Origin of the sequence: Ralstonia nicotianae, from assembly GCF_018243235.1 — a bacterium.
In the GTDB taxonomy this organism is placed as follows: domain Bacteria; phylum Pseudomonadota; class Gammaproteobacteria; order Burkholderiales; family Burkholderiaceae; genus Ralstonia; species Ralstonia nicotianae.
Map to the genome: position 1 here is coordinate 765764 of NZ_CP046674.1, position 18983 is coordinate 784746.

An 18983-nucleotide genomic window follows, 5' to 3' on the forward strand; every position below is an offset into this window, starting at 1 on the left:
CTCATCGCGCCATACCGTGGAGCCTGTCATGTCCCTGCATCTCGATTCCGCCAAGGCGACTGTTGCCGCGGCAGTGCTGGAATGGCTCGCTTCCTATGGCGCATCGCACTGACCTGCCCCGGATTCGCGAGGACGACCCCACGGGCAAGGACATCCCGACCTGCAGGCGGACCGGCGTGCCGTTCCGCCGGCTCGACGCGGGCCAGTGCCGGTGGCTGTTGGCCGCTCTCGCCGATGCGGTGGCAGGCGTGCCGGAAGGCATCCGGCGCATGCAGACCGGCCCCTTCATCGGGGCCGATCCGGCTCACGGTGCAGGCGCCAGGACGGCGCCGGGACTGCGGTAAAGCAACACAAGGCGCGCGGCGAACATGGATGCCGCGCACCGCTTGAAGGAGAAAGATCATGGCAATGGTGCGGATGTTCGTTTCGGAATGGCAGGCGTTCGCCGACGCGGTACAGGCCTCGCGCCGCGATGTGCCGACGCTGGCCGGCGTGCCCGGCAGCGCGGCCGGCGGTCGCGCAACGCTCGCGGCCCAGCACGCCCGCCTGCAGCGCAAGTGGGTGCGCAAGCAGATCGGCCTGGCCGTCGTCGGGGCCGGCGCGATGCTGCTGTTCCTGCATGGCATGGTGCAGCTGGCAGCCTGACTGTGCGCGGCGTCCGGCTTGGGTTTCATGCCGCGCCGATGCCATAATCGAACGCTGTTGCCGCCCAGGCGACCGAACGAAAGGCTTGAAACCCGTACAGCCCGACCACACCATGGTCGGGCTCAAGCGTTTTTGCACACCATTTCCAGGGGAATCCAGATGGCCAAGAAGAATGGCGGCGCCGCTGCCGCAGCCCAGATCAACATCGGTATCGCCGAAAAGGATCGCAAGAAGATCGCCGAGGGCCTGTCGCGCCTGCTGGCCGATACCTACTCGCTCTACCTCAAGACCCACAACTTCCACTGGAACGTGACCGGCCCGATGTTCAACACGCTGCATCTGATGTTCGAGACGCAGTACAACGAACTGTGGACCGCCGTGGATTCGGTGGCCGAGCGCATCCGCGCGCTGGGCTATCCGGCGCCGGGCTCGTACTCCGAGTTCGCCCGCCTGTCGTCGATTCCCGAGGCGAAGGGCGTGCCGGCGGCCGAAGACATGATCCGTGAGCTGGTGGCCGGTCACGAGTCCGTCACGCGCACCGCCCGCAGCCTGTTCCCGGATGTGGACAAGGCCGCCGACGAGCCGACCGCCGACCTGCTGACGCAGCGCATGGACATCCACGAAAAGACCGCGTGGATGCTGCGCTCGCTGCTGGCGTAATCCGGCTTTCCGGAAGGACTAGAATGGCGCCTTGCCTCGTGCAGGCGCCATTTTTCTTTTGTGCAGGCCGATCATGCAGTCCTCCACCGCCCACCCCAGCCGTCTCGCGCTCTACGCCCGTCTGGTGCGCATCGACAAGCCGATCGGCACGCTGCTGCTGCTGTGGCCGACGCTGTGGGCCATGTGGATGGCGGCGGATGGGCACCCGCCGCCGGCGCTGGTGGCGATCTTCGTGGTCGGCACCGTCCTGATGCGCTCGGCCGGCTGCGCGATCAACGACTGGGCCGACCGCGACTTCGACAAGCACGTCAAGCGCACCAGGGAACGGCCGCTGACCGCCGGCCTGATTGCGCCCTGGGAGGCGCTGGCCGTGGCCGCCGTGCTGGCGCTCGTCGCCTTCACGCTGATCCTGCCGCTCAACGCGCTGACCAAGTGGCTGTCGGTGGCGGCGGTGCTGATTGCCGGCACGTATCCGTTCTTCAAGCGCTTCTTTGCGATTCCGCAGGCCTACCTGGGCATTGCGTTCGGCTTCGGCATTCCGATGGCGTATGCCGCGGTGCAGGACCAGGTGCCGGCGCCGGCGTGGCTGATGCTGGCCGCCAACGTGCTGTGGGCCATTGCTTACGACACGGCCTATGCGATGGTCGACCGCGATGACGACCTGCTGATCGGCATCCAGACCTCGGCCATCACCTTCGGCCGCTTCGATGTGGCGGCGATCATGCTGTGCTATGCGGGCTTTTTCGGCATCATGGCCTGGGTCGGCCATGCGCTGGCGCTCGGCGCGGCGTATTGGATCGGACTGGCCGCGGCGGCGGCGCTGGCGGGCTACTACTACACGCTGCTGCACACGCGTGACCGCATGCAGTGCTTCTTCGTGTTCCGCCACAACAACTGGTTCGGCGCCTGCGTGTTCGTGGGCGCGGCGCTTGCCTACGCGCTGCGCTAGATCAGCAGCTTCAGCGCCTTGTAGACCAGCGCGGTGCCGGCCGCGCAGCCCGCCGCGAAGGCGAGCATGTGCAGCGACTCCCAGATGGCTTCGTCATATTCGCCGCGCAGCGCCGAGACGATGTCCGGCTGCAGGGCCAGGCGCAGGCTGCGCAGAAAACCGTGCCGGTCGCCGAAGAACTGGAGCCACAGCCAGCTATCCAGCGGCAGCGCCAGCACGAGCGCGGCCTTGAACAGCCCCGGCCGCTCGATCGCGAAGAGGGCGGCGAAATCCATGGGGCGAACGCGCGGGCCGGGTCAGTCGCGGCCGAATTCCTCACCCATCGCCTTGCCGCGCGCGGCCGCCGCGTGCATGGCGCGCACGAAGGCGGGCTTGATGCCGGCCGCATCCATGGCGGTGAGCGCGGCGTAGGTCGTGCCGCCCTTGGAGGTCACGCGCTCGCGCAGCACCTCGACCGGCTCGCTCGACTGCTCCGCCAGCGTGGCCGCGCCGATGAAGGTTTCCGCCGCCAGCAGGCGGCCTGCCTCGGGCGACAGGCCCAGTTCCAGTGCAACCTGCTGCATCGCTTCGATGAAATAGAACACGTAGGCCGGACCGCTGCCGGAAATGGCGGTGACGGCGTCGATCTGCGCTTCGTCGGGCACCCACACGCTCTTGCCGACGGCGTTGGCGATGGCGCTGGCGATGTCGCGATCGGTTCCGCCCAGGCCGGCGCTGGCAGCCAAGCCTGTCATGCCCATGCCCGACAGCGCCGGCGTGTTCGGCATGGCACGCACGACGCGGGCATGGTCGCCGAGCCAGCGCGACAGGTCCTGGATACGGATGCCGGCCGCCACCGACAGCACCAGGCTGTCACGCAGGTGCGGGGCCAGTTGCGCGCAGACTTCTCGCATTTGCTGCGGCTTGACGGCCAGCACGATCACGTCGCGGTCGGCCAGCTCGGCGCCGGGGGCGGCGATGGTGGTTGCGCCCCAGGTCTGCGCGGCGTGCGCGCGGGCCGGCTCGGTCGGGTCCACCACCACGATGTTGGCGCCCGGGGCGCCGCGGGAGACCAGGCCGCCGATCAGCGCCGAAGCCATGTTGCCGCCGCCGATGAAGCCGAATTTCAGAGTGTCGAGCATGGGAAGGGTCGATAGAGAAAGGGTCAAGCGGGAATCAGGCGGGCGCATGCGCATACTGCCGCGCGCCGAAGATGGCGCTGCCGACGCGCACGATGGTGGCGCCCTCCGCGATCGCGTCTTCCAGGTCGGCGGACATGCCCATCGACAGCGTGTCGACGGGCAGGCCCGCCGCGCACAGCCGGTCGGCCAGGTCGCGCAGCGCAGCGAAGGGCGCGCGCCGGGCCGCCGGGTCGTCGGCCGGCTCAGGCACGGCCATCAGCCCGCGCAGCCGCAGCCGGGGCAGGGCGGCGACAGCGCGCGCCAGGGGCAGCACCTCGTCCAGGTCGGGCGGCACGCCGTGCTTGCTGGCCTGCCGGCTGATGTTGATTTCCAGGCAGACCTGCAACGGCGGCAGGGTGGCGGGGCGCTGGGCGGACAGCCGCTCGGCGATCTTCAGCCGGTCGATGCTGTGCACCCAGTCGAACTGCTCGGCCACCGCGCGCGTCTTGTTGCTCTGCAGGGGCCCGATGAAGTGCCAGGCGATCGCCTCGGGGCCGTTGCGCAGGTCGGTCAGGGCGCTGGTCTTGGCGGTGCCTTCCTGTACGTAGTTCTCGCCGAACAGGCGTTGCCCGGCGGCATGGGCGGCGCGTACGGCGTCGGCGTCGAAGGTCTTGGAAACGGCCAGTAGCGTGACACTGGCCGGATCGCGCGAAGCCAATGTGCAGGCCGTTGTGATCCGCTGACGCACGGCTTGCAAGTTGGCGGCGATTACAGACATAATCCGGCGAGTTTGTTACAAAAAAACAAGGCTCCAACAACCCTGCCATCGTGGCAGTCCGGAGCATGCCCGGCGGCGCTTTTGCGCAGTGCGGGCGACATAAGAAAGTCGGGGGTTATTATAGATGGACATCGCGCAGCTTCTGGCCTTCGCTGCCAAGAACAAAGCGTCTGATCTGCACTTGTCGGCGGGCTTGCCTCCGATGATCCGGATCCATGGCGACATGCGCCGTATCAACGTGCCGCCGCTCACGCACCAGGATGTCCACGCCATGGTGTACGACATCATGAGCGACGTGCAGCGCAAGCATTACGAAGAAAACCTGGAAGCCGACTTCTCGTTCGAGATTCCCGGGCTGTCGCGTTTCCGGGTCAACGCCTTCAACCAGAACCGCGGTGCCGCCGCCGTGTTCCGGACGATTCCGTCCAAGGTCCTGACGCTGGAAGACCTGAAGGCGCCGGCCGTCTTCGCCGACCTCGCCATGAAGCCGCGCGGCCTGGTGCTGGTGACGGGGCCGACCGGCTCGGGCAAGTCGACCACGCTGGCGGCGATGGTCAATCACCGCAATGAAAGCGACCTGGGCCACATCCTCACGGTGGAGGACCCGATCGAATTCGTGCACGAATCCAAGAAGAGCCTGATCAACCAGCGCGAACTGGGGCCGCATACCCATTCGTTTGCCAACGCGCTGAAATCGGCGCTGCGGGAAGACCCGGACGTGGTCCTGGTCGGCGAATTGCGTGACCTGGAAACCATCCGCCTGGCGCTGACCGCGGCCGAAACCGGCCACTTGGTGTTTGGCACGCTGCACACGAGTTCCGCGGCCAAGACCATCGACCGGGTGGTCGACGTGTTCCCCTCGGATGAGAAGGACATGGTCCGCACCATGTTGTCCGAATCGCTGGAAGCGGTGATCTCGCAGACGCTGCTCAAGACGCGCGACGGCTCCGGCCGGGTCGCGGCGCACGAGATCATGATCTGCACGCCGGCCATCCGACACCTGATCCGCGAGAACAAGATCTCGCAGATGTACTCGATGATGCAGACCAGCAGCGGGCTGGGCATGCAGACGCTGGACCAGTGCCTGGCGGAGCTCATCAAGCGCTCGGCGATCAATTACGCCGACGCGCGCGCCATCGCCAAGAACCCGGACGCGTTCGCGAACTGACCGCTTCGCCCACGTTTTTCCTCATCGTCATTCCTAGCAGGAGGGGCACGCCATGCTGGACCGCGACGCCGCCACCAGATATATCCACGAACTCTTGCAGCTCATGGTGAACAGCCGTGGCTCGGACTTGTTCATCACCGCGGAATTCCCGCCCGCCATCAAGGTGGACGGCAAAGTCACGCCGATCTCGCAGCAGCCGCTGACCACCGTCCAGGCCATGGGCCTGGTCAAGGCGATCATGAGCGAGAAGCAGCTGCGCGAGTTCGAAGAGTCGTTCGAGTGCAACTTCGCCATCACCGCGCCCACCGCCGGCCGCTTCCGCGTGTCGGCGTTCATGCAGCAGGGCCGCGCCGGCATGGTGCTGCGGACCATCACCACCAAGATCCCGACGCTCGCCGAACTGGATTTGCCGCCCATCCTCAACGAAGTCGCGATGAGCAAGCGCGGGCTCGTGGTGGTGGTGGGGGCGACGGGCTCCGGCAAGTCGACCACGCTGGCGGCGATGGTCGGCTACCGCAACGCGCATTCGTACGGCCACATCATCACCATCGAAGACCCGGTGGAATATGTGCACGCACACCACAACTGCGTCGTGACGCAGCGCGAGGTGGGCGTGGACACGGAATCCTGGCACGTGGCGCTGAAGAACACGCTGCGGCAGGCGCCGGACGTGATCCTGATCGGCGAAATCCGCGATCGCGACACGATGGAGTACGCCATCCAGTACGCCGAAACCGGCCACTTGTGCCTGGCCACGCTGCACGCCAACAGCTCGAACCAGGCGATCGACCGGATCATCAACTTCTTCCCGGAAGAGCGGCGTCAGCAGTTGCTGATCGATCTGTCCCTGAACCTGCGCGCCATGATCGCGCAGCGCCTGCTGCCGCGCAAAGGCAAGAAGGGCCGCGCGCCGGCGATCGAAATCCTGCTGGGCACGCCGCTGGTGTCCGACCTGATCTTCAAGGGCGAGGTGCATGAGCTCAAGGAGGTCATGAAGAAGTCGCGCGAGCAGGGCATGGTCTGTTTCGACCAGGCGCTGTTCGAGCTCTACGAGGCGGACAAGATCACCTATGAGGATGCGCTGCGCAACGCGGATTCGCTGAACGACCTGCGTCTGCAGATCAAGCTGCATAGCAAGCGCGGCGGGCCGGTGGATCTGACGGCCGGCACTGAGCATCTCAACGTGATGTGACGTATCCGCGCAACTACCCAATTTGAAGTAATTTGGGGCGCATAACGTTTGCGTCCCGACACAGTCACCCGAGTTTCACTGCCAATCCCTTAATATTTGTTGAGAATTGCCGTATAAAGGCGGACGCGGGCTGAAGGATCTCGGCCCGTGCTCTATACAAAACAATAAGTTCTCAAATTTCGGGTGGGTGTACTGTGGCAAGCAAGCTTGCATGCCAGCGCGCGCGGTCAGCGCGGGGCTTCACGCTGATCGAACTCATGATCGTGGCGGCGATTGTCGCCATTCTCGCGGTTCTGGCGTATCCCTCTTACGTTCAGTACGTCGTCCGCTCCAACCGGGCGGCGGCGGAATCGTTCATGCAGGAAGTGGCTGCGGCCCAAGAGCGCTTCCTGCTCGATAACCGGGCCTATGCTCCGGATCTCACGACGCTGCAATATGCCAGCAGTGTTCCGGCCAGCGTCGCTTCCAAATACCAGTTCAGCTTCACTGCCGTCACGACGGCTCCGCCGGCGTATACGCTGAATGCAACGCCGACGGGCAGCCAGGCCTCCAGCGACGCCGCGTGCGGCACGCTCGGCCTGTCGAACACCGGCAGCAAGACGGCCTCCGGCGGTGCCTCCAACTGCTGGAAATAGCCCATGCACAGGACATTCATGCCACCGCGTTCGGGAAAGCCGTCCTGCCGGGGTGTCACGCTGCCGGAACTGCTGGTCGGGCTTGCCGTGCTGTCGATTCTCATCGTCATCGCCGTCCCGTCGTTCTCCGGCCTGATCGCCACGCAGCGCGCACGCAATGCTTCGCTCGACCTGTCCGCCGCGATCACGCTGGCGCGCAGCGAGGCCGTCAAGCAGAACACCACGGCCACGGTCTCCTCGACCGGCAATTGGGCGACCGGCTGGGCGCTGGCGGTGAACTCCACCGTCATCCGCACCTTTGGTCCCTACACCGGCGTCACGATTGCGCCCAGCAACGGCAATACCTTGTCGATCGGCAATGATGGCCGGCCGACGGCGGGCGCCGTCACGTTTCTTGTCACGCCGACGACGTCGGCACAGACGTCTTCGACGATCTGCGTCCAGGTGGGCGGCACCGGTCGGGTCGCCCTGGTAACGGGAGGTTGCTCATGAGCGCACGCATGCGTCGACGGAGCCCGCGGCAGCGCAAGGCAGGCCAGCGCGGGCTGACCCTGATCGAGGTGCTGATCTCGGTGGTGATCCTGCTGGCGGCCCTGCTGGGTGCAGCCGGGCTGATCGCACGGTCCAACCAGTCCGAAATGGAGTCGTATCAGCGGGTCCAGGCACTGACGCTGCTGCAGGACATGGTGACCCGGCTCAACGCCAACCGGCAGGCCGCGGCCTGCTACGCCGTCGCGGGCACGATCACGATCGCCGGCAACGGCGGCACTTCGGTGCCCAGCTGCACGACCGGCACCGCAGCCCAGCAGACCCTGGCCCAGACGGACCTGACCGCCTGGAGCACCGAGCTGATGGGGAGCGCGGAAAGCAGCAGCGGCAACGCGGTCGGCGCCATGATCGGCGCGCGCGGCTGCATCGAGGCCATCGATACCACCAACCAGATCTACCGCGTGACCGTTGCGTGGCAGGGGCTGGCCAAGACGGTGTCGTCGTCGTTGCCTTGCGGCAGCGGCAGCTTTACCGACGACACGTATCGACGCGCCGTCAGTGTCCAGGTGCGCATTGGAGTCCTGTCATGAGGCGGGAACGCAAGATGTTGCGCCGGCAGCGCGGCATGTCGCTGGTCGAGCTGATGATCGGGATGGCGCTCGGCCTGCTGCTGCTGACGGCGCTGGGCAGCCTGTATTTTTCGACCACCCAGTCGCGTGCGCAGCTGGCCAACAGCGCAAGCCAGATCGAGAACGGCCGCTACGTGCTGGACCTGATCAGTCAGGAGCTCGGCCTGGCCGGTTTCATGGGGGCGTCGAGCGTGCGCAGCACCGCAGCGCTGTCGGCGCCCGACGTGTGCACGGTCGCCACCAACGCCCTCGGTTTCTCGAGCAGCCCCGCGACCGTGCCGGTGGCGGTATACGGCTATGCGGCCGGAGCGAATGCGCCCTGCCTGCCCAACCTGTCGGCCAGCTCGGAGATCCTGGTGGTGCGGCGCGTCTCGACCACGGCCGTCACGACGGCCACCGCGGGCGAGGCCTACATGCAGGCGTCGTTCTGCACCAGCGATACCGTGCCGTTCGTCTTCAGCTCCACCGCGACCGATTTCACGATGCGTACCAAGGCGTGCAGCAGCACGGTACCGGCCGAGCTGCGGCAGGCCAGCGTGCGCGTGTTCTATATCGCCACGTGCGACCGCTGCAGCAACGGCGGCGACGGCATTCCCACGCTGATGATGGCGGAGCTCTCGGGCGGCCAATACCTGTTCAAGCCGATCGCACAGGGCGTCCAGGACATTCATTTCGCCTACGGCGTCGACATGGACAACAACGGATCCGCCGACTGTTACGTGAGCGACCCCGGTGCGGACAACAGCGCCGCCTGCACGGCCGTATCGGGCTACAGCTGGGCGACATCGCTGACCAACTGGGGCAATGTCACGGCGGTCCGCGTCAACGTGCTGGCCCGCACGCTGAATATCGCGCCGGGCTGGTCGGACGCCCGGACCTATGACCTGGGCCGCGGCACGGTGTCCGGTCCGTTCAATGACGGCTATAAGCGGCACGTCTATGCAGAAGTCGCGCGGCTGGCCAATGTGGCCGGCCCGAGGGAGTAAGCCATGCGGCGTTTATCGACGCGCCAGTCCGGGGTGACGCTGATCGTCAGCCTGATCTTTCTGGCCATCTTCATGGCCATCGTGGTGATGATGACGAACTCGAGTGTCGTCAACTCGAAGATCGCAGCCAACCAGCAATACGGCATGGAAGCGCGCAGCGCCGCGCAGCAGGGGATCGAGCAGGTCCTCAGCGTGGATTTCACCTCCAGCCCGGCCGCGGCCACCGTGCCGGTGGATGTGAACGGCGACGGCAAGACCGACTACACGGCGCAGGTCGCCGTGCCGGTGTGCAAGACGACCAAGCCGATCCTCAACGTCGAGCTGAACGCAAGCAACGCGGATGACGTGTCCTGCTATGCCGGCAACGGCAACCAGGATACGGGCGTGATCGGCGCCAGCACCGGCGGCGGGCACTCGAACTGCGATGCGACCCAATGGGACGTCGCTGCCTCCGTCAACGATACCAACGCGACCAGCGTCAGCACCACATTGCATCAGGGGGTCGCGGTTCGGGTGCCGAGCGGCACCGTCTGTCCGTGAAGCTGCCCGCATTACGCTAGGAAAAAACTACATGCGTCTATCCGCCCGCACCGCTCTTGGCGCCATGGCCCCGATCCTGGCCATGCTCGCGCTCGCCAGCCCGGCCGCCGCCGAGGACATCGATCTGTACACCGGCCTGACGCCGCAGACAGGCAAGCCCAATGTCCTGATCCTGATGGACAACGCCGCGGCCTGGGATGCCACCGCCAGCTTCACCTGCGCCACTTCCGGCGTGGTGGGCACCAACAACGTCGGCAAGGACGTCGGTGCCGAGCAATGCGCGCTCTACGGCGCGGTATCGTCGTTCAAGAACAATGCTTCGCTGCTGGGCAACCTCAATCTGGGCCTCATGATGTTCGGCACCGGCAGCAATGCCGGCGGGCAGTTCAAGATTCCGTCCGCGGCGCCCTATGGGCTGCAGTTGATGGATGCCAACGGGATCAACAATTTCCTGAGCGGCGTGCAGACCATCGACCGGCTGGCCGACAAGGCCAACGGCTCGCAGGTGGGCGGCGGCATGCAGGAAGCCTGGGCGTTCTTCGCGGGCAAGACGGGGTTGTCCGGCACCACGTACACGTCGCCGATCAGCAATCCGTGCCAGCGCAACTACGTGATCTACATCGCCAACGCGGTCAACAACGGCAAGCCGCAGGACACCGGCCAGAACGCCTTCAATGCGCTGGTGTCGGCGGGTGCGACCAGCGCGCAGCAGCAGCAGCTCACCATTCCCACGTACAGCAAGTATCAGTCCAACTGGGGCGACGAGTGGGCGCGCTTCATGTATCAGACGGATCTGTCCGGCGGCAACAGCTCGAACAGCCAGCCGCAGAACATCATCACGTACACCATTTCCGTCACGGACGGCAAGAACCCGGACTACGTCGCCTTCGATAACAGCATGGCGAACAACGGCGGGGGCAAGACCTACGTGGTGCAGCTCGGCGACGTCGACGGACTGAAGAACGCGCTGCTCGAGATCTTCAACGAAGTCCAGGCGGTCAACAGCGTGTTTGCGTCGGTCAGTTTGCCGGCGGCGGTCAATGCGCAGGGGCAGTTCCTGAACCAGGTGTATATCGGCATGTTCCGTCCGGACCGCACCGCTGCGCCGCGCTGGATGGGCAACCTCAAGCAGTACCAGGTCGGCTACGACAGCACCGGTGCCATCGTGATGCAGGATGCGCTCGGCAAGACCGCGATCAGCAGCGCCGGCACGGGCTTCATCACGCCGAGCGCCGTGAGCTTCTGGACGACGGAGCCGCCGCTGTCGTACGGCTCGAGCGGCTATGGCTCCAGCTCGGTCTCCAACTGGCCGGCCAACGGCTTCTGGATCAACAGCCCGTCCGGCGCCAGCTGGAGTCTCGATTCGGCCGACGGTGAAGTGGTGGAGAAGGGCGGTGCGGGCGAGATGCTGCGCGCGCAGTACCTGACCGACCAGGGCAGCCGGGTGCTGTACACCTGCAACGGCAGCGGCAAGTGTCCGACCAGCGGTGCCATGCCGCTGTTCAACACCGCCAATACCTGGCTGGCCGGCAGCAGCGGCCTGACGGCCATCAACTCCGGTACCAGCGGTGCCGCGACCATTAGCTCGAGCGAGCAGGCCAACCTGATCAACTGGGTACGCGGACGCGACGTCTATGCGATGGACGGCTCTACCGTGGCCGGCCAGGAAGCCGAAACCGGCCCGGGCTCTCCGGTGACGATCCGCCCGTCGGTGCACGGCGACGTGCTGCACTCGCGGCCGGTGGTGGTCAACTACGGCGGCACGACCGGCGTGGTGGTGTTCTATGGCGCCAACGACGGCGTGTTCCATGCCGTCAACGGCAACCAGACGGCCGGCATCAGCGGCGTGCGCCCGGGCGGCGAACTGTGGGGCTTCATCCCGCCCGAATTCCTCGGCAAGCTGAGCCGGCTGTATACCAATGCGCCCGAAATCAAGCTGTCGACGACGCCCAGCGGCATCACGCCGACGCCGACGCCGCGCGACTACTTCTTCGACGGCAGCACCACCGTCATGCAGGACCAGCGCAATGCGTCCAGCCCGCGCACCATCATCTACCTGACGGCCCGCCGTGGCGGCAGCCTGATCTATGCCATCGAGGTCACGGACCCGCTCAATCCGCGCTATCTGTGGTCGCGCAGCAATAGCGATATTCCGGAGCTGGGCCAGACCTGGTCCAAGCCGCGCGTGATGAGCGTGCAGGGCTACAGCAGTCCGGTCCTGATCATGGGCGCCGGCTACGACACCGCCGAAGACAGTGATCCGTCACCCGGCGTCGATACGGTCGGCCGTGGCGTGATCGTGCTCGATGCCTATACCGGCGTGCCCGTGTGGAGCGGACTGGCCAACTGCACCGGTGTGGCCGGCGTGTGCGTGAAGGTGACGGGCCTGACGCGCTCGATTGCCTCGGACGTGGCCTTGCTGGACCGCACCGGCACCGGCTACATCCAGGCGGCCTATGTGGGCGACGTGGGCGGCAACCTGTGGCGGGTCGATTTCCAGGGCAGCGCGGGCAATACCCCGGCCAACTGGACCATGACCCAGCTGGCCACCCTGGGCGGCTCGGCCACCACCAACAATGCGCGCAAGTTCTTCTATGCGCCCGACATCGTGCCCACGTCCGGCTACAACGCCATCATGGCCGGTACCGGCGACCGCGAGCACCCGCTGTACTCGGCGTCCACCACGCCGGGCACCGCCTACAACGTGGTCAACCGCTTCTACATGATCAAGGATCCGAACACCGGCATCATGCCGTCCAGCTGGACCCCGATCACCGAGGCCAACCTGGTCGATCTGTCCTCGACCACGAAGACGTACGACGGCACCGGCTCCGGCTACTACATCACCCTGCCGAATCCGGGCGAAAAGGTCGTCAATGCGCCGCTCACGGTGGCCGGCTACACGACTTTCGGCACCAATACCCCGGCGGTGCCGCAGGCCGGCACGTGCTACCCCAACCTCGGCGTTGCACGCGATTATTCGGTCGGCTTCCTGTCGGCGGCCGGGCAGAATGCGAACCGGTCGGTGCAGCTCGATGGCGGCGGCTTCCCGCCGTCGGCGGTGTACGGCCTGGTTTCGGTGACCGACAGCAACGGCACGACCAGCCTGACGCCGATCCTGTTCGGCGGCGGCAATCAGACGGGCTCCGGCGGCGGCTCCGCGCTGCAGGCGCACAAGGTCGTGATTACGGGGGCAGGCAAGCGCAAGCGCACCTACTGGTATTCGGAAAGCGACAAGCACTGAGACTGCGCTGACGTGACGGCCGCCATGCATTGGCGGCCGATTACAATGGGTCTTGTGGGCGGTTCGTTTCTTTCACCGAATACCGGAGGATGACCATGAGCGACATCTACGCGTTCGAGGCGGATTCACTGGCAGGCCAGCGCGTGCCGCTGTCGCAGTATCGCGGCAAGGTCCTGCTGATCGTCAACACGGCGAGCCAGTGCGGGTTCACGCCGCAATACGCCGGCCTGGAAGCGGTGTACAAGCGGCTGAACGAAAAGGGGCTGGAGGTCCTCGGCTTTCCGTGCAACCAGTTCGGCAAGCAGGAGCCGGGCGGGGCGGAGGAGATCGGCGCGTTCTGCGAGAAGAACTACGGGGTATCGTTCCCCATGTTCGGCAAGATCGAGGTGAACGGGTCGAACGCGCATCCGCTGTACAAGTGGCTGACCTCGGAGAAGCCCGGCGTGCTGGGCACGGAAGCCATCAAGTGGAACTTCACCAAGTTTCTGCTGCGCCGCGACGGCACGGTCTACAAGCGCTACGCGCCGCTGACCAAGCCCGAGGAGATGCTCGGCGATATCGAGACGCTGCTGGCGGAGCCGGATCCGCTTTGATCGGCGCGCGCCGGACCTAGTCCGTCGAACCCTTCACCTTGCGCATGAAGTCCGCCAGCGAGCGTTCGGCGGATTCGGCGAAATGCCGCGCCAGGATGTCGACCTTGACACAGCGGTCGAGGCGGAAGGTGCGGTAGTCCTGGCGGTGCTCGCACCATGCGGCGACCAGCCAGACCTGTCCCCAGAAGAACAGGCCGAGCGGCTGGATGCAGCGGTCGGTCAACTGGCCCTGCGCATCGCGGTAGGCAAGCCGCGCCACCGCGTGGCGGCTGAGCGCGGCATGCAGCGCGTCAAACGCGTGCCTGACGTCGTGGTTCATGCCGAAGCTGGGCGCGAAGATGCGCGTGGTCTCGGCTTCGGTACGGCGCTCGGCGGGCAGGGCGCCCATCAGTTTTTCCAGCGCGGCCTCGACCGAGCTGGCCATCGCGCCGCCGCTCCACGCCTTGATCATCCGTGCCCCGGCGACCAGCGCCTCCACTTCATCGGTCGTGAACATCAGCGGCGCGAGGTCGAAGCCGGCCCGCATGCGGTAGCCGATGCCGGCCTCGCCCTCGATCGGCACGCCCGAGACCGACAGGTCGCGGATGTCGCGATACACCGTGCGCTCGGACACGCCCAGCCGGTCGGCCAGCATCGCCGCCGTGGTCAGGCGGCGGCCGCGCAGGATCTGCGCGATCTGGAAGAGGCGGTCGGCGCGGCGGGTCATGCGGCGCATTGTAGTGGTCCTGTCGCCGCCTGCAACGCGCGCGGTTTGCCCCTACGCACCGAAGGGCGTCAGTTCGCGTTCGGGATGGATGTCGACGATGTCGACCTGCTCGCCGCGGCGCAGCATGCGCTTGCCCAGGCGCGGGAAGTCGGCGATCTCGATGTTCAGGTGTTCGCCGCCGCACAGGTAGACGAGGTCGTCCCTGCCGCAGTTGCGCAGGTGGTGGGCGACGCCGCTGGGGAAGGCCATGAAGTCGCCGGCGCGCACCCGGTAGATGCCGTCGTCGATCTCGGCCTGGCCTTCGCCCGACAGGATGTAGATCCACTCCTCTTCCCGCTGATGGGCGTGATAGACGAAGGACTCCCTGCCCGGCGGCACGCGCGCGAAGTTGACGCCGGCGCGCTTGAGGCCCAGCAGGCGGCCCATCATGGTGCTGTGGATTTCGGACAGGCTGTTCCACGGATGCGAATACGACTGCGCGCGCGCGGCGATGTCGGCGGCGCGCATCAGATAGGGCGATTGGCTCGGCATGGTGTGCTTCCCGGTCTGGGGTGGGGCCGGCGGTTGCGCCGGCCGGGGCGCTATTGCTGCAGCAGGTACGCCTGCGTCGTCGCATCGGGCTCGTGCAGGCCGATGCGGTTGCCTTCGGTATCGACGATGTGGGCGATGCGGCCCATCCGGTCGGGCAGTGTCATCGGGCCGAACACGCACTGGCCGCCGTTGCCGTTGACGCGCTCGAGCACGGTGTCCAGGTCCGGCGCGTTCAGGTACAGCACGCTGCCCTTGTCGGAGGGCGCGAAGCCCTGGCCGTGGACCAGCGCGCCGTGGACGGTGGTCTCGCCGGCCGGGAACACGCCCATCCGCATGTCGCCCATGTCTTCCTGCCTGAGCCGGGTGTCGAAGACGTGCTCGTAGAACTTCACCGCGCGCGGGAAGTCGGCCGTCGGGATTTCAAACCAGTTGATGACGCTTGCCATGGGGGCGCTCCGATTGGGAGGCAGGCCGTCTGGAGACCTGCCTCGTTGAGGTGGAGCGATTGTGGCGGGGGGCTCCTGACAGCGTTCTGTCAGGAGCCTGCAGGAGGGTGGCGACGCTGCCCGGGCAGTGAGATCCGGGGCGGAAGCTGGATGCCGGCCTAGTGCGGAATCCAGGCGGCGAGCAGCGGCACCATCACCGCTGTCAGGATGCCGTTCAGCCCCATGCCCAGCGCTGCGAACGCGCCGGCCTCCGGGCTTACCTGGAACGCGCGCGCCGTGCCGATGCCGTGCGCCGCGATGCCGGTGGCGAAGCCGCGCACGCTGTATTCGCGGATGCCCAGCAGGTTCAGCAGCCGCGTGGTGGTGCTCGCCCCCAGCAGGCCGGCCATCATCACCATCACTGCCGTGAGCGACGGCGATCCGCCGATCTTCTCGGACACCCCCATGGCGATCGGGATGGTCACCGACTTGGAGGCCAGCGAGCGCAGCGTCTCGGGCGACGCGTCGAGCAGCCACGCCACGCCGACGGCGGACAGGGTGGCGACCAGGGAGCCTGCGAGCAGCCCGCTCAGCAGCGGGATGGCGTGGCGCCGCAGTTTGGGCCACTGGTGGTACAGCGGCACTGCCAGCGCCACCGTGGCCGGGCCCAGCAGGAAGTGCACGAACTGTGCGCCGTCGAAGTAGGTCTTGTACGGCGTGCCCGTCACGGTCAGCAGCGGGACCAGGATGGCTACCGCGATCAGCACCGGATTGGCGAGCGGATTGAAGCGCAGCCGCTGGTAGATCCCGTAGGCGAAGACATAGGCCACCAGCGTGGCGGTCAGCCCCAGCAGCGGCGTGGCGGCCAGGTAGACCCAGAGCTTGTGCAGGTCGGGCGTCATGGCGCCACCTCTTCGTGCGTTTCGCCGCGATCGCCCATGCGGCGCATCAGCGCCCGCGTGACCAGCGCGCACACGCCGATGGCCAGCCACGTGCTGACCGCGACCGCCACCACGATCGGCAGCCATTCCTGGCTGATGCGGTTCATCTGTGCCATCACCCCCACGCCGGCAGGTACGAACAGGATCGACAGGTGCCGCAGCAGTTCGGCAACGGTGCCCTGCATGACTTCCAGGATGCGGCCCTGGTCGGCCAGCAGGGTCAGGAACAGCAGCATCATGCCGATCACCGGTCCGGGCACCGGCAGATGCAGGGCATAGCTCAATAGCTCACCCACCGACTGGAAGGTCAGCAGGATGGCGAAGGTTTGCAGCACGCGGCCTCCAAAATTGACAAGCGTCGATCGGCCGCGCGATGCACGGTCCGGTCATCCGGCCAGCATGCGGTCCACCAGTTCGATCCAATGCTCGACCGGCGTATCGGTGCCGCTTTGCAGATGCGTCACGCAGCCGATGTTGGCCGACACGATACGTTCCGGCTGCGTGGCAAGCAAGCGGCGCAGCTTGTCGTCGCGCAGGCGATACGCCAGTCCGGGCTGCAGCACCGAATAGGTGCCCGCCGATCCGCAGCACAGGTGGCTGTCGGTGCAGAGCCGCACCTCCACGCCCAATAATGCGAGCAGGCCTTCCACCGCGCCGCGGATCTGCTGGCCGTGCTGCAGCGTGCAAGGCGCGTGCCAGGCCACGCGCGGGCGGTGGGCTTCGGGTTTGGCCTGCCGCAGCAACTGGTCGGAGAAGGCGGGCAGCACCTCGCACAGATCGCGCGTCATGGCCGACACGCGCGCCGCCCGTTCGGCATAGGCCGGGTCGTCGCGCAGCAGGTGGCCGTATTCCTTGACCATCGCGCCGCAGCCGGATGCCGTCATGACGATGGCCTCGGCGCCGGCCTCGATGTGCGGCCACCAGGCGTCGATGTTGGCGCGCATGTTGCCGAGGCCGCCCGCGTGGTCGTTCATGTGATAGCGGATCGCGCCGCAGCAGCCCGCACGGTCCGCGCTGACCAACTGCACGCCCAGCCTGTCGAAGACGCGCGCGGCGGCGGCATTGATGTTGGGCGACATGGCCGGCTGCACGCAGCCTTCCAGCAGCAGCATCTTGCGCGCATGGGTGGCGGTGGGCCGCGTACCGGCCTGCGGCGCCCTGGCCGGCACCTTGTTGCGCAGCACGCTTGGCAGCAGCGGGCGCACGGCCTGGCCCAGCCTGAGCGCGGGGCCGAACAGCCGCGGCCGCGTCAGCCCCTCGCGCAGCACCCAGCGCATCGCGCGCTCGCCCAGCGGGCGCGATGCGCCCTGCGCGTCGAGCTGGTCGTCGACGATCTTGCGGCCGATCTCGACCAGCCGGCCGTAGGTCACGCCCGATGGGCAGGTCGGTTCGCAGTTGCGGCAGGTCAGGCAGCGGTCCAGGTGTAGGCGGGTGCGCTCGCCGGCCGGCTGGCCTTCCAGCACCTGCTTCATCAGGTAGATGCGGCCGCGCGGTCCGTCGAGCTCGTCGCCGAGCAACTGGTAGGTCGGGCAGGTGGCCGTGCAGAAGCCGCAGTGCACGCACTTCTGCACGATGCCCTGGGCCTCTTCGCCGTCGGGGGTGTTCCGCAGGAACGCCGCGAGCGTGATTTGCATGATGGCGGGTCAGAAATCGGCGTACAGGCGGCCGGGGTTGAAGATGCCGTGCGGGTCGAAGCTGTCCTTCAGGCGCTTGTGCACCGCCATCAGCGGCGCGGCGACGGGGGTGAAGACGGCACTGTCGCGGTCGCCGTTGCGGAACAGCGTGGCATGGCCGCCGGCCAGGCGCACGGCATCGCGGATGGCGTCGGCAGGGGTGTTGCCGGTGTCGATCCACCACCGCTGGCCGCCGCCCCATTCGATGAGCTGGTCGTCGGCCGCCGCCGCAGGGCCCAATGCCAGCGGCGGCGTGGCCGGAGGCAGGGCGATGCGCCATAGCGGCAGGCTGCCCTGCACGGCGGGTGCGAAGAACACGTGCGACTGCTCGCGCAGGTCACGCCACAGCGCCAGTGCTTCGGCCTCGTCGACCCGGTCGCCGCCGAGCCTGGCGCGGGCTGCGCGCACGGCGGCATCGGCGCCGCACAGGCGGACCCACAGCGTGCCGTCGATCCAGGCCGACGCCGCGATCGGCAGCGGCTGGCCGCCCCAGCGGTTGAGCGTATCGATGGCCTCGGCCTGTGGCATGGCCAGGCGCAGCGTGGCATCGCAGAACGGCATCGGCAGCACCTTCAGCGAGACCTGCGCCGCCAGCCCCAGCGTGCCCAGCGCGCCGGCCATCAGGCGCGACACGTCATAGCCGGCCACGTTCTTCATCACCTGGCCGCCGAAGTTGAGCAGGTCGCCGCGGCCGTCCATGATCACGGCGCCGAGCACGAAATCGCGCAGCGCGCCCACCGACTGCCGGCGCGGGCCGGACAGGCCGCACGCGAAGGCGCCGCCCACCGTCGCCCGCGCGCCGCCGGCGGCGAAATGCGGCGGCTCGAAGGCCAGCATCTGGCGGTGCTCGGCCAGCGCGGCTTCCACCTCGGCCAGCGGCGTGCCGCAGCGCGCCGTGACGACGAGTTCCGCGCAGTCATAGTCGACGATGCCGGACCACTCGCGCGTGTCGAGCACGGTGGCGCCGGGGGCGGGTTTGCGGCCGTAGAAATCCTTGGTGCCGCCGCCGCGCAGGGTGAGCGGCGCGCGGTCGGCGGCGGCCTGCAGGATGGCGTCGCGCAGGCGCGCGAGCGCGGGGTTGAGTGCGGTCATGCGTGCG

23 protein-coding genes are annotated in these 18983 nt (G+C 67.2%); 13 read left to right on the top strand and 10 right to left on the bottom strand.

Annotation, left to right across the window (positions count from 1 at the left end; translation table 11 throughout):
* The first annotated feature begins 95 nt into the window (after positions 1–95).
* From GO999_RS03535 to ubiA, 4 genes are all read left to right on the top strand, one after another.
* Positions 96–344: a hypothetical protein gene (locus GO999_RS03535; RefSeq protein WP_019718289.1), complete on the top strand. Its 249-nt coding sequence runs from the start codon at positions 96–98 to the stop codon at positions 342–344.
* A gap of 58 nt (positions 345–402) precedes the next feature.
* The gene (locus tag GO999_RS03540; protein WP_011002597.1) at positions 403–645 is read left to right on the top strand and encodes a hypothetical protein; all 243 of its coding nucleotides are present in this window, start codon (positions 403–405) and stop codon (positions 643–645) included.
* Positions 646–804: 159 nt separating this feature from the next.
* Positions 805–1305 (top strand): Dps family protein, encoded by a 501-nt coding sequence (locus GO999_RS03545; RefSeq protein WP_003271865.1) that lies wholly within the window; start codon positions 805–807, stop codon positions 1303–1305.
* Positions 1306–1378: 73 nt separating this feature from the next.
* Positions 1379–2254: a 4-hydroxybenzoate octaprenyltransferase gene (gene ubiA, locus GO999_RS03550; RefSeq protein ID WP_069079120.1), complete on the top strand. Its 876-nt coding sequence runs from the start codon at positions 1379–1381 to the stop codon at positions 2252–2254.
* Here ubiA and GO999_RS03555 read toward each other — a convergent pair.
* The 3 genes from GO999_RS03555 to GO999_RS03565 are packed head-to-tail and all read right to left on the bottom strand — an operon-like array spanning position 2251 to position 4132.
* Complete coding sequence (locus GO999_RS03555) at positions 2251–2529, bottom strand: hypothetical protein (RefSeq protein ID WP_211906543.1); 279 nt, start codon at positions 2527–2529, stop codon at positions 2251–2253. The two genes, ubiA and GO999_RS03555, sit on opposite strands and share 4 nt — an antisense overlap.
* Positions 2530–2550: 21 nt before the next feature.
* Complete coding sequence (proC, locus tag GO999_RS03560; protein WP_211906544.1) at positions 2551–3375, bottom strand: pyrroline-5-carboxylate reductase; 825 nt, start codon at positions 3373–3375, stop codon at positions 2551–2553.
* Between the two features lie 34 nt (positions 3376–3409).
* Complete coding sequence (locus tag GO999_RS03565) at positions 3410–4132, bottom strand: YggS family pyridoxal phosphate-dependent enzyme (protein ID WP_021155191.1); 723 nt, start codon at positions 4130–4132, stop codon at positions 3410–3412.
* A gap of 124 nt (positions 4133–4256) precedes the next feature.
* Here GO999_RS03565 and GO999_RS03570 point away from each other — a divergent pair, with 124 nt between their 5' ends.
* The 9 genes from GO999_RS03570 to GO999_RS03610 all read left to right on the top strand — a co-directional run bounded on the left by GO999_RS03570 (position 4257) and on the right by GO999_RS03610 (position 13608).
* Positions 4257–5300: a type IV pilus twitching motility protein PilT gene (locus tag GO999_RS03570; protein ID WP_011002592.1), complete on the top strand. Its 1044-nt coding sequence runs from the start codon at positions 4257–4259 to the stop codon at positions 5298–5300.
* Between the two features lie 52 nt (positions 5301–5352).
* Entirely contained in the window at positions 5353–6492 is a 1140-nt protein-coding gene (locus GO999_RS03575; RefSeq protein WP_011002591.1) for a PilT/PilU family type 4a pilus ATPase, read from the top strand.
* Between the two features lie 194 nt (positions 6493–6686).
* A complete protein-coding gene (locus GO999_RS03580) occupies positions 6687–7127 on the top strand; it encodes a type IV pilin protein (protein WP_016723685.1) in 441 nt (146 codons plus the stop codon).
* 3 nt (positions 7128–7130) lie between these two features.
* Positions 7131–7619: a GspH/FimT family pseudopilin gene (locus GO999_RS03585; protein WP_016723684.1), complete on the top strand. Its 489-nt coding sequence runs from the start codon at positions 7131–7133 to the stop codon at positions 7617–7619.
* On the top strand, positions 7616–8206 hold the full coding sequence (pilV, locus tag GO999_RS03590; RefSeq protein WP_165591175.1) for a type IV pilus modification protein PilV: 591 nt from the start codon (positions 7616–7618) through the stop codon (positions 8204–8206). Before GO999_RS03585 ends, pilV begins: the two co-directional genes overlap by 4 nt.
* Positions 8203–9231, top strand: coding sequence for a PilW family protein (locus tag GO999_RS03595; RefSeq protein WP_211906545.1), 1029 nt, complete (start codon positions 8203–8205; stop codon positions 9229–9231). The genes pilV and GO999_RS03595 overlap by 4 nt, the downstream gene beginning before the upstream one ends.
* A 3-nt stretch (positions 9232–9234) precedes the next feature.
* Complete coding sequence (locus tag GO999_RS03600; RefSeq protein ID WP_011002586.1) at positions 9235–9771, top strand: pilus assembly PilX family protein; 537 nt, start codon at positions 9235–9237, stop codon at positions 9769–9771.
* A gap of 31 nt (positions 9772–9802) precedes the next feature.
* Positions 9803–13015, top strand: a complete 3213-nt coding sequence (locus GO999_RS03605; RefSeq protein WP_011002585.1) for a pilus assembly protein — start codon at positions 9803–9805, stop codon at positions 13013–13015.
* A 95-nt stretch (positions 13016–13110) separates the two neighbouring features.
* A complete protein-coding gene (locus GO999_RS03610) occupies positions 13111–13608 on the top strand; it encodes a glutathione peroxidase (protein WP_011002584.1) in 498 nt (165 codons plus the stop codon).
* Between the two features lie 16 nt (positions 13609–13624).
* Here GO999_RS03610 and GO999_RS03615 read toward each other — a convergent pair whose 3' ends face one another.
* The 7 genes from GO999_RS03615 to glcE all read right to left on the bottom strand — a co-directional run bounded on the left by GO999_RS03615 (position 13625) and on the right by glcE (position 18976).
* Complete coding sequence (locus tag GO999_RS03615; RefSeq protein WP_011002583.1) at positions 13625–14323, bottom strand: helix-turn-helix transcriptional regulator; 699 nt, start codon at positions 14321–14323, stop codon at positions 13625–13627.
* A 42-nt stretch (positions 14324–14365) separates the two neighbouring features.
* A complete protein-coding gene (locus tag GO999_RS03620; RefSeq protein ID WP_211906546.1) occupies positions 14366–14845 on the bottom strand; it encodes a cupin domain-containing protein in 480 nt (159 codons plus the stop codon).
* Positions 14846–14895: 50 nt separating this feature from the next.
* Positions 14896–15291 (bottom strand): VOC family protein, encoded by a 396-nt coding sequence (locus tag GO999_RS03625; RefSeq protein WP_016723678.1) that lies wholly within the window; start codon positions 15289–15291, stop codon positions 14896–14898.
* Positions 15292–15449: 158 nt separating this feature from the next.
* A complete protein-coding gene (locus tag GO999_RS03630) occupies positions 15450–16172 on the bottom strand; it encodes an LrgB family protein (protein WP_020832616.1) in 723 nt (240 codons plus the stop codon).
* A complete protein-coding gene (locus GO999_RS03635; protein WP_016725998.1) occupies positions 16169–16546 on the bottom strand; it encodes a CidA/LrgA family protein in 378 nt (125 codons plus the stop codon). The genes GO999_RS03630 and GO999_RS03635 overlap by 4 nt, the downstream gene beginning before the upstream one ends.
* 51 nt (positions 16547–16597) lie before the next feature.
* Positions 16598–17845, bottom strand: a complete 1248-nt coding sequence (glcF, locus tag GO999_RS03640) for a glycolate oxidase subunit GlcF (RefSeq protein ID WP_211906547.1) — start codon at positions 17843–17845, stop codon at positions 16598–16600.
* 9 nt (positions 17846–17854) lie between these two features.
* On the bottom strand, positions 17855–18976 hold the full coding sequence (glcE, locus tag GO999_RS03645; RefSeq protein WP_111374728.1) for a glycolate oxidase subunit GlcE: 1122 nt from the start codon (positions 18974–18976) through the stop codon (positions 17855–17857).
* Positions 18977–18983 lie beyond the last annotated feature (7 nt).